The organism is Dysgonomonas sp. 511, from assembly GCF_010501105.1.
GTDB lineage: Bacteria > Bacteroidota > Bacteroidia > Bacteroidales > Dysgonomonadaceae > Dysgonomonas.
The window spans coordinates 61,227-77,975 of record NZ_QVMQ01000003.1 but is presented as its reverse complement, the minus strand read 5'-3'; the positions used below and the strand labels follow the sequence as shown (position 1 = coordinate 77,975).

The 16,749-nt window shown below is 42.5% G+C and carries 14 protein-coding genes; 10 read left to right on the top strand and 4 right to left on the bottom strand.

Annotated elements, in window-relative coordinates:
* Window positions 1–16 precede the first annotated feature (16 nt).
* The 9 genes from D0T57_RS02130 to D0T57_RS02090 all read left to right on the top strand — a co-directional run bounded on the left by D0T57_RS02130 (window position 17) and on the right by D0T57_RS02090 (window position 7,944).
* Window positions 17–391 (top strand): GxxExxY protein, encoded by a 375-nt coding sequence (locus D0T57_RS02130; protein WP_163270410.1) that lies wholly within the window; start codon window positions 17–19, stop codon window positions 389–391.
* Between the two features lie 52 nt (window positions 392–443).
* Window positions 444–1,412: an N-acetyl-gamma-glutamyl-phosphate reductase gene (gene argC, locus D0T57_RS02125; protein WP_163270408.1), complete on the top strand. Its 969-nt coding sequence runs from the start codon at window positions 444–446 to the stop codon at window positions 1,410–1,412.
* Between the two features lie 96 nt (window positions 1,413–1,508).
* Window positions 1,509–2,849 carry a hypothetical protein gene (locus D0T57_RS02120; protein ID WP_163270406.1) on the top strand — a complete coding sequence of 447 codons (1,341 nt, stop codon included), beginning with the start codon at window positions 1,509–1,511 and terminating at the stop codon, window positions 2,847–2,849.
* 8 nt (window positions 2,850–2,857) lie between these two features.
* Complete coding sequence (locus tag D0T57_RS02115) at window positions 2,858–3,979, top strand: aspartate aminotransferase family protein (protein WP_163270404.1); 1,122 nt, start codon at window positions 2,858–2,860, stop codon at window positions 3,977–3,979.
* Between the two features lie 45 nt (window positions 3,980–4,024).
* A complete protein-coding gene (locus D0T57_RS02110) occupies window positions 4,025–4,768 on the top strand; it encodes a GH25 family lysozyme (RefSeq protein WP_163270402.1) in 744 nt (247 codons plus the stop codon).
* A 348-nt stretch (window positions 4,769–5,116) separates the two neighbouring features.
* The gene (locus D0T57_RS02105) at window positions 5,117–5,347 is read left to right on the top strand and encodes a ferredoxin family protein (protein ID WP_163270400.1); all 231 of its coding nucleotides are present in this window, start codon (window positions 5,117–5,119) and stop codon (window positions 5,345–5,347) included.
* 75 nt (window positions 5,348–5,422) lie between these two features.
* On the top strand, window positions 5,423–6,505 hold the full coding sequence (locus D0T57_RS02100) for a 3-methyl-2-oxobutanoate dehydrogenase subunit VorB (protein WP_163270398.1): 1,083 nt from the start codon (window positions 5,423–5,425) through the stop codon (window positions 6,503–6,505).
* A gap of 40 nt (window positions 6,506–6,545) precedes the next feature.
* Window positions 6,546–7,304: a thiamine pyrophosphate-dependent enzyme gene (locus tag D0T57_RS02095; protein ID WP_163270397.1), complete on the top strand. Its 759-nt coding sequence runs from the start codon at window positions 6,546–6,548 to the stop codon at window positions 7,302–7,304.
* 94 nt (window positions 7,305–7,398) lie between these two features.
* On the top strand, window positions 7,399–7,944 hold the full coding sequence (locus D0T57_RS02090) for a 2-oxoacid:acceptor oxidoreductase family protein (RefSeq protein WP_163270394.1): 546 nt from the start codon (window positions 7,399–7,401) through the stop codon (window positions 7,942–7,944).
* 210 nt (window positions 7,945–8,154) lie between these two features.
* Here D0T57_RS02090 and D0T57_RS02085 read toward each other — a convergent pair whose 3' ends face one another.
* Window positions 8,155–9,153, bottom strand: a complete 999-nt coding sequence (locus D0T57_RS02085; protein WP_163270392.1) for a malate dehydrogenase — start codon at window positions 9,151–9,153, stop codon at window positions 8,155–8,157.
* A gap of 722 nt (window positions 9,154–9,875) precedes the next feature.
* Between D0T57_RS02085 and D0T57_RS02080 the strand changes: the two genes are divergently transcribed.
* The gene (locus D0T57_RS02080; protein ID WP_163270390.1) at window positions 9,876–12,881 is read left to right on the top strand and encodes a VIT domain-containing protein; all 3,006 of its coding nucleotides are present in this window, start codon (window positions 9,876–9,878) and stop codon (window positions 12,879–12,881) included.
* Window positions 12,882–13,073: 192 nt separating this feature from the next.
* On the opposite strand, the gene D0T57_RS02075 is transcribed toward D0T57_RS02080, so the two are convergent.
* Genes D0T57_RS02075 through D0T57_RS02065 form a run of 3 tightly spaced genes read right to left on the bottom strand, consistent with a single transcriptional unit; the run spans window position 13,074 to window position 16,690 of the window.
* Complete coding sequence (locus D0T57_RS02075; protein ID WP_163270388.1) at window positions 13,074–14,171, bottom strand: LptF/LptG family permease; 1,098 nt, start codon at window positions 14,169–14,171, stop codon at window positions 13,074–13,076.
* Between the two features lie 34 nt (window positions 14,172–14,205).
* Entirely contained in the window at window positions 14,206–15,336 is a 1,131-nt protein-coding gene (gene tgt / locus D0T57_RS02070; protein ID WP_163270386.1) for a tRNA guanosine(34) transglycosylase Tgt, read from the bottom strand.
* A gap of 10 nt (window positions 15,337–15,346) precedes the next feature.
* The gene (locus D0T57_RS02065; protein WP_163270384.1) at window positions 15,347–16,690 is read right to left on the bottom strand and encodes a hemolysin family protein; all 1,344 of its coding nucleotides are present in this window, start codon (window positions 16,688–16,690) and stop codon (window positions 15,347–15,349) included.
* Window positions 16,691–16,749: the final 59 nt, after the last annotated feature.

Genomic DNA, 16,749 nt, shown 5'->3' with positions numbered 1-16,749 from the left:
CAGAGTAAGAATATTTATGTTTTACGAGAAAGAATTAACCGGAAAAATATTAAGATGTGCATACTCTGTACACTCTGAGTTAGGGCCGGGGTTGTTGGAAAAGACCTACGAGGCTTGCTTATTTTACGAATTACGTGAATGTGGGCTATATGTAGAGAAACAGGTAGAACTACCTGTATGCTACAAAGGAGTGGAGATTGATGTCGGTTACAGGATTGACTTATTCGTTGAAAACAGTGTTATTCTGGAATTAAAATCCGTTGAAGAATTAACTGATATCCACACTGCGCAATTATTGACTTATCTTAAATTAGCAGAATGTAAAATTGGATATCTAATGAATTTTAATGTGAGGTCATTAAAATCAGGAATTAAAAGATTTGTTTTATAAAAAATAAAAACTCCGTGTTAACTCTGTGTTACACCGTGGTTTCTTTCATATTATGATAAAAGCAGGAATAATAGGCGGAGCAGGCTACACAGCCGGCGAACTGATCAGGATACTACTCAACCATCCGCAAGTAGAACTTATATTCGTAAACAGCACCAGCAACGCCGGAAACAAGCTGACCGACGTACACGGTGGACTATTGGGCGAAACAGAAATGAGCTTCACCGACCAGTTGCCATACAATGAGATAGACGTACTGTTTTTCTGTACGGCTCACGGCGATACGAAGAAATTCATGGAAGCCAACGATGTACCAAGACATCTGAGAATCATCGACCTATCGACTGACTACCGCCACAAAGCCAAAGAGAATGAATTTGTATATGGCTTACCCGAACTGAATAAGAACGAGATAAAGAAAGCCAGCCGTATTGCTAACCCCGGATGTTTTGCCACAGCCATTCAACTGGGATTGCTGCCTTTGGCAAAAGCAGGTTTGCTTAAGTCGGATATCCATATAAATGCCATAACAGGCTCGACAGGTGCAGGGGTAAAACCATCGGCAACTGCTCATTTCAGCTGGAGGGAGAATAATATATCGGTTTACAAAGCATTCGGACATCAGCATTTGCAGGAGATAAGCGAGTCGCTTATGCAATTGCAGCAAACGGAGTTGCCCGAAATCAATTTTATACCCGTACGAGGCAATTTTACGCGAGGCATCTTCGTCTCCACTTATCTCAAATACGATGGCACACTGGAAGATGCAGCAACATTATACAATGAGTTTTACAAAGGCAGCCCTTTCGTAATTGTCACCGAAAAGAATATCGACCTCAAACAAGTGGTAAACACTAACAAATGCGCTATCCATCTGGAAAAACATGGCAACAAGCTGCTTATCCTCTCCTGTATCGACAATCTGGTAAAAGGGGCTTCGGGGCAAGCTGTACATAATATGAACCTGATCTTCGGGTTAGACGAAACAGAAGGATTGATGTTGAAAGCCAGTGCTTTTTAGCCACAGCCAGTATCAAGAAGAGAAAGAACGCTATAAGGTTTATGGAAACAATAGCCGGCAGTACTCTATTGTTTATAACCTTATAATACAGAAGCAATGAAATTTGAAGTAGATAAACAAACCAAGAAAGATCTCGAAATCTTCGATACCGTTAAAGGGGGAAAATCGGTAGTCAGCCTTTTCGACCACACCCAATGTGTTGGCGGCAGGCAAAAGCTATACAGTTTCCTCTCAGCACCATTGGCAGATATCGAAGAGATAACCAAACGCAAAGAATCCATTGCCTTTTTTCAGGCACACTTTCCGGCAGGAATGGAAGTAGACAAAGACTCTCTCGACTTTGCCGAATATTATATCCGTCATAGCAGCTTGTCGTCGAGGCGCATTTCCCGGTTTGTAGCGATGGAGAAGAAGCTGTTCAGCAAACTCTCGCAAAACAACGAATATTACCTGACCGAGACGGGCGTCATAGCCACCTTCAAGCTGGTGAAAACCATCCATGCTTTTTTCCTGTCACTGCAAGACAGGTTGAAAGATGAGAAACCGCCGAAGCACCTGCAAGAGAATAATGAGAAGCTCAAAGAGATATTCTCACAACCCGAATATATCGACATTCTGAAAAAGGACAAGCTGAAAGCACACGATATAACCGACCTCGACCATGTGTTTCGCAATACCAATAGAGACGACACATTGTTTCTTCTGGAGTTGATATACGAATACGATGCTTTTCAGGCAATAGCCCAAACGGCACAGATGTACAATTTTTCGTACCCTGAGATAGTGCCAAGCAGCGAAAACTGTCTCGAAATAGAAAGCATATTCCATCCTTTCGTCGAAAATGCCATAGCCAACGATATCAGTTTCGACCGCTCGGCAAACCTCCTCTTCATTTCGGGACCTAATATGGCGGGAAAATCGACATTCCTCAAAGCATTGGGTATAGCAGTATATCTGGCACATGCAGGCTTTCCGGTTCCGGCAAAGAGTATGAAAATCAGCGTGCTTTCGGGATTGTCGACTACCATCAATATATCCGACAACCTCAGTTCGGGCTACAGCCACTTCTATGCAGAGGTGATGAGGATAAAAGATGTCGCCCGCAAACTGGAAACAAACAATAATATGATGGTGCTTTTCGACGAGCTTTTTCGTGGCACCAATGTAAAAGACGCTTATGACGGCACACTAGCCATCGTATCGGCATTTGCCCGGGTCAGGACTTCCTTTTTCATTATATCCACCCATATAGTAGAAGTAGCCGAAGAGCTGAAAACCGGAGAAAGCATACAGTTTTCGTACTTCGACATACAGCAGCAGGACGGGCATCCGGCGTATACATACAAACTGAAAAAAGGAGTTTCGGACGTGCGGCTCGGAATGTACATTATCCGTAAAGAAGGACTTATAGACTTGATAAATAACATAAAACACTAAGATAAAAGATGAAATTATTCGATGTATTTCCACTGTTCGACATCAATATTGTAAAAGGAGACGGTTGCTATGTTTACGACGACAAAGGCAACGAATACCTCGACCTTTACGGCGGCCATGCCGTTATTTCGGTAGGGCATACCCACCCCTACTATGTAGAGAAGGTTACCGGCCAGTTGAACAAAATAGGATTCTATTCCAATTCGGTAATAAACAAACTGCAACAAGAAGTAGCCCAAAAGCTTGGCGAGCAATGCGGTTATCCCGACTACCATCTCTTCCTTATCAATTCGGGCGCCGAAGCCAACGAAAACGCGATTAAACTGGCTTCGTTCCACAATGGCAGGAAGAAAGTGCTGGCCTTCAGGAAAGCCTTCCACGGGCGTACATCCGTTACAGTAGCTACAACCGACATCCCGTCATACTCGGCACCGGTGAATGAGAACCCGAATATAACCTTTGCACCGTTCGGCGATATAGATTTCGTAAAGAAAGAACTCGCAACAGGTGAATACTGCTCAGTAATCATCGAAGGCATACAAGGCGTTGCCGGCATACAGATACCCGACGACAGTTTTATGAAACAACTGCGCGATGTTTGTACCCAAACAGGCACTATACTCATCCTCGATGAAATACAATCGGGATACGGGCGCAGCGGAAAATTCTTTGCCCATCAGTATGCTGGTATCGAAGCCGACATCATCACCGTAGCCAAAGGTATAGGCAACGGCTTCCCGATGGCGGGTGTACTTATCAACCCGATGTTTAAAGCCGTTTACGGTCAACTGGGCACTACCTTTGGCGGCAATCATCTGGCATGTGCTGCTGCTATTGCCGTGCTGGATATAATGAAGACTGAAAATCTGGTAGAGAATGCTAATAATATAGGGAAATACCTGATGGACGAACTATCTAAAATACCACAGATAAAGGAAGTACGCGGAAGAGGGCTTATGATAGGCATGGAGTTTGACGAGCCGATCAAAGACAAACGCAGGCAGCTTCTTTTCGAAGAAAAGGTATTTACAGGCGCTACCGGAACACATGTATTCCGCCTGCTCCCGCCGCTTTGCCTCACTAAAGAACAGGCTGATATTTTCTTAGAAAGATTCAAAAAGATTCTGTGAGAAATCTTCCTTTAATGATTTAATATTACTACCTTTAACTTTCCTATGAGAAAGTACATTATACTTACAATTACAGTTCTGGCTATTGTAGCTTTATCTTTAGCCGGACTGTATTATGCATACAACAGGGGACATATACGCATGAACTACCCTTCTTTCGAGGAGTATCCGGTTCAGGGTATAGACGTATCGCATCATCAGCAACAAATAGACTGGGCGAATATAGACAAAGCGGCCGTGCAATTCGCTTTTATCAAAGCTACCGAAGGAGGCAACCATAAAGACTCACTCTTTCAACACAATTGGCGCGAAGCTATCCGCAACAACATACTTGTTGCCGCCTATCATTTCTTCACGTTTTGCAAAGACGGCGACGAGCAAGCACGTAACTATATACACTATGTGCCTAAAGACAGTATAAACCTTCCTCCTATCATCGACCTCGAATATGGAGGCAACTGCAAAGAAAACCGCAAAGAAGACCTGATAACCGAAATAACCCGTTTCCTCGAAATCATAGAAAACCATTACCAGTGTAAAGTCATCATATATACCACTCACGAGTTTTACCGCGACTACCTTATCAACCAACTGCCCGATAATCCTATCTGGATAAGGGATATAGTAAGGACTCCGAGCCTTCCCGATGGACGCAACTGGCTTTTCTGGCAATATACCAACCGAGGCAAGGTGAAAGGAATTAATACGCCCGTCGACCTCAACGCGTTCAATGGCAGTAGGGCCGATTTCGAAAAACTACTCCATACTCTATCTGCCGGAAATGACTAAAAAAACAGGCCGATTATTGATCTTTATTCCTGTTTTTTATCATGTACTGTGCTATTTTTTATATATCTTTATGAACCGAAAACAAAGATATACTGCAATTAGATATAACTTTGTGCACAGTTAGTAACTGTTTTAATTTTATTCATTCTGATTTTTAGAATTGTTTTTGAGATAATTTTTCCTTCCGCGAAGCGATAGTAGCGGGCTACTTGAGTTGAGCGAAGGGGAAAACAAGCCGAAAACAGACCATAAATGAAGGAAGAAAAAGGAATAATAAAATATTCGTGTAAAATTTAAACAGCGGCTTAGATCAACTAAAAACAATGAGCTAAATAATTTAATATCAGTATGGCCAAAATCAAAGGAATGGTAGTTGTCAACGAGGAACGATGCAAAGGTTGTAACCTCTGCGTAGTATCGTGCCCCAGCGACGTACTCGAACTACAACCCAGACTTGTGAACCAGAAAGGTTACCACTATGCATACATGAAAAACCCCGACGCCTGTATAGGATGTGCCAATTGCGGCTATGTTTGCCCCGATGGCTGCCTGACAGTCTATAAGAAAAAGTTTGACTAAGGAAAAACCGCAAGCAAACACAAGGCGATTTTGTATGCAACAAACGTTTCAGTAACGAAAATTTAAACAAAACTTATGTCAGAAGAAATACTATTACTCAAGGGCAATGAAGCCATAGCTCATGCCGCTATCCGCTACGGCGCCGACGGGTATTTCGGATACCCTATCACACCGCAATCGGAAATAATGGAAACACTGATGGACGAAGCCCCCTGGAAAACCACAGGGATGGTAGTACTTCAGGCCGAAAGCGAAACTGCATCTATAAATATGGTATATGGCGGAGCCGGTTGCGGCAAAGCTGTAATGACATCGTCATCGAGCCCCGGCATGAGCCTCATGCTCGAAGGGGTATCTTATATAGCAGCAGGCGAACTGCCCTGCCTATTGGTAAACGTAATGCGCGGGGGGCCCGGTCTGGGTACAATACAACCATCGCAAGCCGATTACTTCCAGGCAGTAAAAGGCGGAGGACATGGCGACTACAAACTTATAACCCTTGCCCCAAGTTCGGTACAGGAAATGGCCGATTTTGTGGCTCTCGGCTTCGATCTCGCCTTTAAATACCAGACTCCGGCAATGATACTCACCGATGGCGTAATCGGGCAAATGATGGAGAAAGTGACATTGCCTCCTCAAAAACCACGACGCACCGATGACGAAATCAGGAAACAATGCCCGTGGGCCACATTAGGCAAACCAAAAGGAAACAAGCCCAATGTTATCACCACGCTCGAACTAGACTCATATAAGATGGAGGTCAACAACCTCCGCTTACAAGCAAAATATAAAAAGATAGAAGAAGAGGCCATCATGCATCAGGAAGTTGATTGCCAAGATGCTGACTATCTGTTGGTAGCATTCGGCTCGGCTGCCCGCATCTGCCAGAAAGCGATGGAGTTGGCACGCGCCAAGGGCATAAAGGTGGGGCTTATACGCCCGATCACGCTATGGCCGTTCCCTGCTAACGAAATAGAGAAATATGCTTCGAACGTAAAAGGAATACTCACCGTGGAAATGAATGCCGGGCAGATGGTAGAAGACGTGCGCCTGGCGGTAAACGGCAAAGTAAAGGTAGAGCATTTCGGCCGTCTGGGTGGCATTGTGCCTACACCTGCCGAGGTGGTAGAAGCATTGGAAAATAAATTCGGGCTTTGATCAAGAGCCTTTTGTATCAACAACCAAGAAAGGAAACATTATGAGTACAAATATAATAGACCCTGCAAATCTGGTTTATGCCAAACCTGAATTGATGAACGATACCGAGATGCACTATTGCCCCGGATGTTCGCATGGTGTAGTGCATAAGTTGGTAGCCGAAGTTATCGACGAAATGGGACTCAAAGAAAAAACTATAGGCATAGCCCCCGTGGGTTGCGCCGTATTCGCATACAGCTACCTCGATATAGATTGGCAAGAAGCAGCACACGGACGCGCTCCGGCCTTAGCCACAGCCGTAAAACGGCTGCTGCCTGACAGAATGGTATTTACCTACCAGGGCGATGGTGACCTTGCTGCTATCGGTACAGCAGAAACAATTCATGCAGCCAACAGAGGCGAAAATATTGCTATCATATTTATCAACAATGGCATATATGGTATGACGGGCGGACAAATGGCGCCAACCACATTGCTCAACATGAAGACTTCCACAACCCCTAACGGACGACAAATTTACGAAAATGGTTATCCGTTGAAAATTACAAACTTGCTATCGCAGTTGCCAGGTGTATGCCTTGCCACACGACAAAGCGTACACACGGCTGCCGCAGTGAAGAAAACGAAACGGATGATTAAGAAAGCATTTGAAAACTCGATGCAAAACAAAGGTACGTCGATTGTCGAAATTGTTTCTACCTGTAGTTCGGGCTGGAAAATGACCCCGGCACAGGCTAACGAATGGATGGTAGAAAATATGTTCCCTGAATACCCGATGGGTGACTTGAAAAATGAATGATAAATAGTTACAAGTTACTGCGGCCTATGGGCAGTTACGAGTTACAGGCATCTATCTTTAAATTTTGAAATTTACAAATCTTGAAATCTTATTTATGACTCAGGAAATAATAATAGCAGGTTTTGGTGGACAAGGAGTATTGTCGATGGGTAAAATTCTGGCATATTCGGGACTGATGGAAAACAAGGAAGTATCGTGGTTTCCGTCTTACGGGCCTGAACAACGCGGAGGGACGGCCAATGTGACCGTTATCCTTAGCGACAGCCCTATCAGTTCGCCCATAGTAAACGAATACGATGTAGCCATTATACTCAACCAGCCATCGCTGGAAAAATTCGAATCGCAGGTCAAACCGGGAGGTATATTGATCTACGACCCTAACGGGTTTCAACATCCGCCTACGCGCAAGGATATAAATATATATAAAATAGAAGCAATAGACACAGCTACTTTGATGCAAAACAACAAGGCTTTCAATATGATTGTACTGGGTGGATTGCTAAAAGTGATTCCTATGGTAAAACTGGAAAATGTGATGCTGGGGCTGAAGAAATCACTGCCGGAACGTCACCACAAATTGCTGCCGATGAACGAGCAAGCCATACTTAAAGGAATGGAAATAATAGAAAAGGTGGGTTAAGCTTTTTTAGAGTATGTGTTTGTGAGATTACAGATGTTTTTTATTTATATAATGAATTTGCTATAAGTTTTGAGGCTCATTATCCAGAATATGCTTTGCTTGAAGATAATAGCAAAAAACATCGCAACAAACCTAATCAATAATCCGAAATAGCTTCGACCTGTTCGAAGCTATTTCGGATTATTAATATTCTGAGGGCTCAGGTCTTTTTTATAGATTGCTATTAATCTTTTTCCATTCGCTGATTGGCGGGATAACTCCCGAATTGATTAGTTCGTCCCTTAAATCGCATAAATGTTTGTAGCTTTGTTTCAAGGCATTATTCTCTTCTTTCGTTCCTTCTATATTTTTATAATGGACACCCTCTTTATTCAGCGTTGTTTCCATTGCCATCATGATATGGCTAAATTCACCATCAGATATATAAGTACCTACAGGCCAGTCGAAATTCTCGCCGCCCATTGCAGCCCTTATCATTTCCAGAGAGAGATATGAGGGACTTTGAAACGAAGAACGTCCACGCAATTCGATAATCGTCTTGCCTCCCTGTATTACTCTTTGCTTCAGGGCTTCCCATTGCTCAAGGGTAAGGGCAGACGAACCAATAAGTTCATTCAGCGGTTTGCCATCTATCTTTGCTGTCGACGAAAATACTGCCATTTGCTCGCCATGTCCACCATACGTCCTGCAATTTGCTACTTTGTCGGGAACAATACCAAAATGCTTCGACAATTCGTTCCGTAGCCTTGTGCTATCCAATGCTGCAAGGGTAGTCACTTGCGATGGTTTTAGACCTGAATATAGAAGAACCAACAGCCCTGTAATGTCAGCCGGATTGAATATGACGACTATATGTTTCGCATCGGGGCAATATTGTTTTACGTCTTTTCCGAACTGGATTGCAATTTCGGCATTCCCTTTCAGCAGGTCTTCCCTGGTCATTCCCTCTTTGCGGGCAGCCCCACCTGAGTTGACAATATATTTGCTTCCTTTCAATGCTTCTTCGAGATTGTCGGTATAGCTAATATTTACGCCGTTGAAACCGCATTGCAGCAATTCTTCGGCAACACCTTCCAGTCCTTTGCTGTAAGGGTCGTACAGACAAATATTGGAAGATAATCCCATAAGTATTGCCGATTGTGCCATATTAGAGCCGATCATACCGGCTGCCCCTATTATTGTGAGCTTTTCTGATGTTAAAAATTTCATATTGTTTTGTTATTGGTAATATATATGAAACAAACCTTATGATGTATAGTTTAGAGGAATAATGAAAAATCGTACATTTTATTCATAGGATTTCTCTTGACTTTTAACTACAGGGGCGAACTCCTTTTCACTCCGTGGTTAAATAAAAAGCAGAGACGGCTTCATCGTTATCGTTTATGCCAATCGGCAACAGAAAAGTTTATCTATATAAGGAGCCTCCTCAATCCCCACGGGTAGGACTGTTAAGTTCTAAACGAAATAATACTTTAAAAGGATAAAACATGACACTGAGATACACGAAGAAGCCACTGAGAAACACTGAGAGAGAAAAAATCTCAGTGAACCTCACTGTTATACTCAATGTTTCTCAGTGTAATAAAAAATCAGAACTTAACCGCCCTGCCTACGGGGGACTTTTAAGGCGAAGCCAAGACAAGAAAAAGTAACATTGAAAAAATGGCTAAAACGTGTTACCTATGTTACTTTTTAACTATATATTGTGAATTTGGGTTAATTTTATGCGGTTTGTGAAGGTTCGGATGTTAATTGTATGGCGAAAAGTAACAATGAAGCAGGCTCTAAAAAAAATCCATACCTTTTTGGGGGTAACACAATTCACTGTTGTCTTAAGGTAAAAGGCAAAAGCGAAACTGCCGGAATTATGGAATTTATATAATTATTTGCTCTTTATTAATAAATTATTCACACAAACAATAATAGCCATGAAAAAGTACCTGATGTATTTACTGGTTCTTATTTGCGCAAACCCTTTGTTTGCACAAATGCCCTCGATAACCAGCACCGATAATGCAGTAGTATTCCAAAAACTGAGGATAGATGTCAAAATAGTAGGCAACGTAGCTTCGTCGACGTGGACAATGACTTTCGAAAACAAGTCGTACACCACAATGGAAGGCAACCTTACTTTCCCGTTGGGCGAAGGTATTGCCGTAGATAACTATGCCATCGACATAAACGGAAAGATGCGTAATGCGGTTCCTGTAGAAAAAGCAAAAGCAACCACCGTCTTCGAAGACATATCACGTAGGAGAGTAGACCCTGGAATACTGGAAAAGGTGGAAGGGAACAGTTTCCGTACACGCGTGTACCCGATAAATGGAAGAAGCACACGCACGGTTTCCATCGGGTTCAACGAGGAGTTGGCAATGGAAGGCAACATGCTGAAAATGAATATACCACTTGCCTTCAAAGAAATGCTAAAAGAATTTACCATCAATATAGATGTTATAGAAAGCGCATTGCCACCCAAAGTATTAAATAACAATCAGCTTACTTTCGACAAAGCAGAACAGACCTATAGCCTGAGCAAGACTTTTAAAGACTATACACCCGGCAGCCCTATCAATGTAGTTATCCCTAAAAACAGGGAGATACCCGAAGTAATCATACAAAAGGAAAACAACAATTATTATTTTCTGGCAAATGTAATGATAGAAGGCCAGAAAAGAGTGAAGCCCAACCCACGGCATATTACCATCCTTTGGGATCAGTCGCTCAGTTGCGAAAACCGCAATCTGGAAAAAGAACTTGAACTTCTCGACTCGTATATAACAAATATGCGCCCCGAGGGTGTACGCCTCATAGCTTTCAGCAACGATATAGTGGAGGATAAAACTTATAGTACAAGTGGAGGAAACTGGGACGATCTGAAAAAACGCCTTCAGGAAACTACCTACGATGGTGCTACTAATTATGCACCATTAAACCTAAAAAAATATAAGACTGACGAATTTATCCTTTTCAGCGATGGACTTGCCAACTTTGTAGGCGAAGAACTGAAAACGGGCAAAACAGTAGTCTATACTATAGCATCTACACCCAAAAGCAACTTTACGGCATTGAAAAGCATTGCGCTGAAAAGTAAAGGCGAGTTTATCAACCTTAATACACTGGATACAAAGCAGGCTCTTGAGATATTGAGCAACCAGGTTTTCAAATTTTTAGGAGTAAAAGAGGTGGATAGCAATGGAAATTCAACTGTTTCTTTGCTTGCCAAAAATGCAAATGAGTTTTATCCGTCCATTCCTACTATTGTATCCAACAATCTGCTGCTTGCAGGATGTGTAGGCAATTACGGGCAGCAAATCACCCTTCAATTCGGGTACAACAATGAAGTAACTGTAGAGCGTGTGATAGAGGTCAAAGGCAAGTCGAACGACAAGATAAACCTCGCCAGGATATGGGCAGCTAAAAAGATAGAAGAGCTGGATTTGGATTATGACAAAAACAAAAAAGAAATAGAAGAACTAGGCAGGAGACATGGCATTGTAACCCGCAATACATCGTTGATGGTACTCGAATTGGTAAGCGACTATATACGCTACAATATTGACCCTCCGGCAGAACTACAGGCCGAATACGACCGGTTGAGAGGCCGGACGCCTAATAGAAATACCAATATAGAGCAGTCAACTTTCAATCTAAGCTATTTGCCGGGACGCCTGGAAAAATGGTATAATTGGAAAGCTCCTGTTATAGAAAGAGAAAGGATATCCAATAATAAAGTAAAATCGTCGGCACCGCCTGTAATTGTAGCAGATAGTGAAGTTTCGGAGGCCTCTTTTGTAATGGAAGATAATAATGCAGTACTCGAGGAGGTGGTAGTGATGGGCTATGGCATTCAGAAGAAACAAGTAATGACAGGTAGTGTAGCATCGGTTTCCGGTTCGCAATTAAGTAGTGCTTTAGAAGGAAAAGTGGCTGGTGTTGCTGTTACCAACGCAGACAAATCCGTATCGAAAGAGATACAAACAGAGAATACTGTTCAGCCTCAGATAATGGAGAATAATGCTCCTACCAGCGGTTTCAAACCCCATGTTGCCGGCGAAAAGAAATATATCTCCATCATAGAGAATGCCGATGACAGCTACAAGGCATATCTCGAATGCAGGAAGGAGTATAATACATCTACCAAGTTCTACTTCGATGTAGCACAGTTCTTTGCCGACAGGAACGAGATGGTGCTTGCCTTACGAATACTTTCTAATATTGCCGAACTCGATCAGGAGAACTACGAACTTTACAAGGGACTGGGATATAAGCTAAAAGCAATGGGACAACATCATGCCGCAAGCTATGCGTTCAAGAAGGTGCTTACATGGCGTCCGATGGAGCCTCAGCCATATCGCGACTATGGGCTTTCGCTTGTAGACGAAGGCAAGCATCAGGAGGGGCTGGATATGCTGATAGAGGGTATCACCCGTAAGTATGCAGCTAATATCCCGGGCTTGTTCAACGGCGTGCAGGAAATATTCTTTACTGATATAAACGGAATTGTAGCACGCTACCCGAACCTGAAAGTAGACGAGCGGTTCAAACAATATATTAAGCCTGTGGATGCCAATGTGCGCGTGATACTTAGCTGGAACCTGGCCGATTCGTATATCGACCTGCATATGACCGACCCGAACAACGAACGCTGCGACTACCGCCATATGACTACTACCACAGGCGGACAGTTTTCGACAGACTTTGCCGGCGGATATGGCCCTCGCGAATTTATACAGCGCAAGGGAGTGGCAGGAACATATAGGATACAAACCAATTATTGGGGCGATAATATACAGAAAATAGCTGGTCCGGCTATGATTATGGTAGAGGTTTATAAGAACTTTGGTACGCCACAACAGCAACGGACAATAGTTGCCGTGCATCCGAATACTACTAAAGGGAATATGTTTGATGTAGGAGAATTGATCTGGGAATAAACAGGATGATAGCAAAATAGACAAAAACAAGAGAGTGCGCTTCACTTCTTGTTTTGGCACCCTCTTGTTTTTGTCTATTTGTCTCGTCCTGAAATAGCGTTACATAAAATAACCCTTTTTATTATTTACAGAATAGCTCTTTCAATTGTTTTGCTTAACAGCCTTGTCCTTACAGGATTGAGTAGACTAATCCTAATTCGGAGCTTTTGTATATAGATATGCCGCAATGAATATAAACACAATATTGGGTATCCATACAGCCATCATAGGTGTCATTACTCCCGATACAGCAAACGAGGAGCTCACAGTCTGGAACATAATATAAGACACACTGAGAGCCAGTCCGATACCGATATTCAGTCCCATTCCACCTTTCACTTTCCGCGCCGATAGGGATGCGCCTATTATGGTAAGTATAAATGCGGAAAATATGGATGCAAAACGTTTATGAAATTCTATTTCAAACTGAGTTATACTTACTTCTCCTACACTGGCTATCCCCCTGGCTTTCTGTCGGTTTATATAATGATATAGCTGGGGAGTTGTCATTTGTTCGAAATCGTTTTCTGACACAAGGAAATCATTCGGAACCACATTTATCGTTGTATCCATTTGTGTTCCTGTGGTAATAATTTCCCTCATACCTTCAAAATCGCGGATAGAATAGTTGCTCAACTTCCAGTTGTAGGCAGTATCGTATTCCACACGTTTGGCTATCAGCCTCGATTTTAATTCTTTATCTTCAAATTTATCTAAGGCAAGGTTTGTTCCTTTGCGCGTCTTATTGTCGAAGTTGTCGATGTAGAGTATCACCCCACTATCCACTTGCAGTTGTATATTGGTGGCGTATTCCACACTTTTATCCTTTACATATTTATTCTGGAAATCAATGCGGGTTACATTTGCCGGTGGAATGATAAAACTGCTTAAAGTAAAAGAAAAAATGGCAATTACTCCTGCCGATATCATATATGGCTTCATCAACCGCTTGAAACTCATTCCATTGGATAGCATAGCTATAATTTCGGAATTGTCAGCAAGTTTCGATGTGAAGAATATAACAGCGATGAAAACAAACAACGCGCTGAACAGGTTTGTATAATATGGTATGAAATTGAAATAATAATCGAAAACGATTGCAGTCAGCGGAGCTTTCTTATCGAGAAATTTGTCAAGCTTTTCATTTATATCGAATACTACGGCTATGGATATAATAAGGGCTATTGAGAATATATATGTTCCCAAAAACTTTTTAATAATATACTTATCGAGTATTGATAATAATTTCATGTTTCAATAAAATGCTTTATTCTATAGCCTGTCGTTATATCCGTCTGGACACATCATCGATAATAGATTTTTTCCAAACAGAGAAATCTCCTGCAATAATATGTTTCCGTGCTTCGCCAACCAGCCACAGGTAAAATGCCAGATTGTGTATGGAAGCTATCTGCAAAGCTAATATTTCATCTGTAATAAACAAGTGACGAAGATATGCTTTTGTGTACAAAGTATCAACAAATGAGGCTCCGTTTTCTTCTATCGGAGAAAAATCATCAGCCCATTTCCTGTTCCGCATATTCATTATGCCATTGCGGGTAAATATCTGTCCATTGCGCCCGTTGCGGGTAGGCATTATGCAGTCGAACATATCCACGCCACGTTCTATTGCTTCCAACAGGTTGGCAGGAGTGCCTACGCCCATCAGGTAGCGAGGCTTATCCTCGGGCAGTATTTCGTTTACTACCTCTATCATTTCGTACATTTTTTCAGTCGGTTCGCCAACTGCCAGTCCACCAATCGCATTACCGTCAGCACCTTTCGAAGCTACATTTTCGGCTGCCTGACGGCGGAGGTCGGGATATACACACCCCTGAACAATAGGGAATAAGGCTTGCTTATAGCCATATTCGCATTCCGTTTCATCGAAGCGGGTAATACAGCGGTCGAGCCAGCGTTCTGTCAGCCCGAGCGATTTTTTTGCATATGCATAATCGGCATCGCCTGGGGTGCATTCGTCGAATGCCATTATAATGTCTGCTCCTATTATGCGTTGGATATCCATCACAGACTCAGGTGTAAATATGTGCTTCGACCCGTCGATATGGGAACGGAACACAGCACCTTCTTCTGTCAGTTTACGGTTTTCGGCTAACGAAAAGACTTGAAAACCACCGCTATCAGTCAGTATAGGTTTGTCCCAACTGTTAAATTTATGAAGTCCTCCGGCCTGCCTTAATATTTCCAGTCCTGGACGCAGGTACAAATGATATGTATTACCCAGAATAATCTGGGCTTTGATGTCTTCTTTCAGTTCCGTCATATGCACAGCCTTCACTGCACCCTGTGTGCCAACCGGCATAAAGATGGGGGTTTCTATTTGTCCGTGATCGGTAGTGATAAGTCCGGCTCTGGCCTTAGATTGGCTGTCGGTATATTGTAGTTTAAAATCCATTATTTAATCCTCAAATCTGTGCTGTCTTCGGTTGTTCGGATTCTTCGTTTTCTTCTTTCTTTATAAGGTCTTTCATCTGAACAACGACAATGGATGTTTTATTTTTCTTGAGTACGGTAAACTCATAATCATCGTCTACCAACTTGTCGTGTGTATTTGGTATCCTTCCGAATTTGTCTATCAGGTATCCGGCAAGGCTGTCGTATTGCTTGTCTTTGTCGATAGGGTGGGGAAGCTCGTCGTTTATATCCGATATGGCTGCTGTGGCTATTACCGAATAGGTGTATTCGCCAGTCTGCTCTACAAATGGGATTTCGTTGTCGTACTCATCTTGTATTTCGCCAACAAGTTCTTCGAGGATATCTTCCATCGTGATGATACCTTCTACGCCTCCATATTCGTTAAGAACGATTGCTATTTGTTGGTGTTTTACCTGAAATTCTTTGAGGAGTTGGCCAATGCGTTTAGTCTCCGGAGTAAATGATACTGGGCGTACGATAGAACGGATATCTACAGAGCCATTGATGCGCATTTTCTTTAAGATGTCCTTCAAGTGTACTACTCCGATGATATTGTCAATACTGTCTTCGTAACAAGGTATGCGCGAATAGCCTTCTTCGATAACGAACTCCAGCGTCTTTTCATTATAGTCGTTTGCATCTATAGAAACTACTTGTGTGCGCGGAACCATCACCTGACGGGCGGTGCGTTCCGAAAAATCAAAGGCATTTTGTATGATGTCGAACTCTGTATCGTCTACTTTTCCGCTTTCTTTTGCCTGATCGACAAGGTAGCGTAATTCATCGCTGCTATATACCTCCTGTTCGGAGACAACGTGCAGCCCTACTGCCTTAATCACAAGGTTGGCTATACCGTTCAGCACCCATATAAACGGGCGGCAAATCCAATAGAAAGCATGAAGAGGATATGCTATGGCAAGTGTTGTTTGCTCCGAACGCTGGATTGCCAACGATTTTGGAGCAAGCTCTCCTAATACGATGTGAAGTATGGTAATAATGGCAAAAGCTGTTCCCAGAGATATCCACGACAATGTACTATCGGGTAGTGTAATATTGAAGATTTCTATAAGTTGCTTTATTATTTTGGAAACCACAGGTTCTCCTATCCATCCCAATGCAAGGCTGGATAGAGTGATGCCAAACTGTGTAGCTGCCAGATAGGCATCCAGATGGCTTACTATGTGTTTAGATAATATTGCAGTTTTACTGCCTGCCTGGGCTTTCAATTCCAGTTGCGAAGACCTCACTTTTACTATTGCAAACTCGGCGGCAACAAAGAAACCATTAAAAAATACGAAAAGAAAAGTAACTAATACCGATAAAAAAATGTCCATATTTAGATATGAATGATAATGATGCAAAGATAATATAAATGTGTATTCCTTTAACAAAA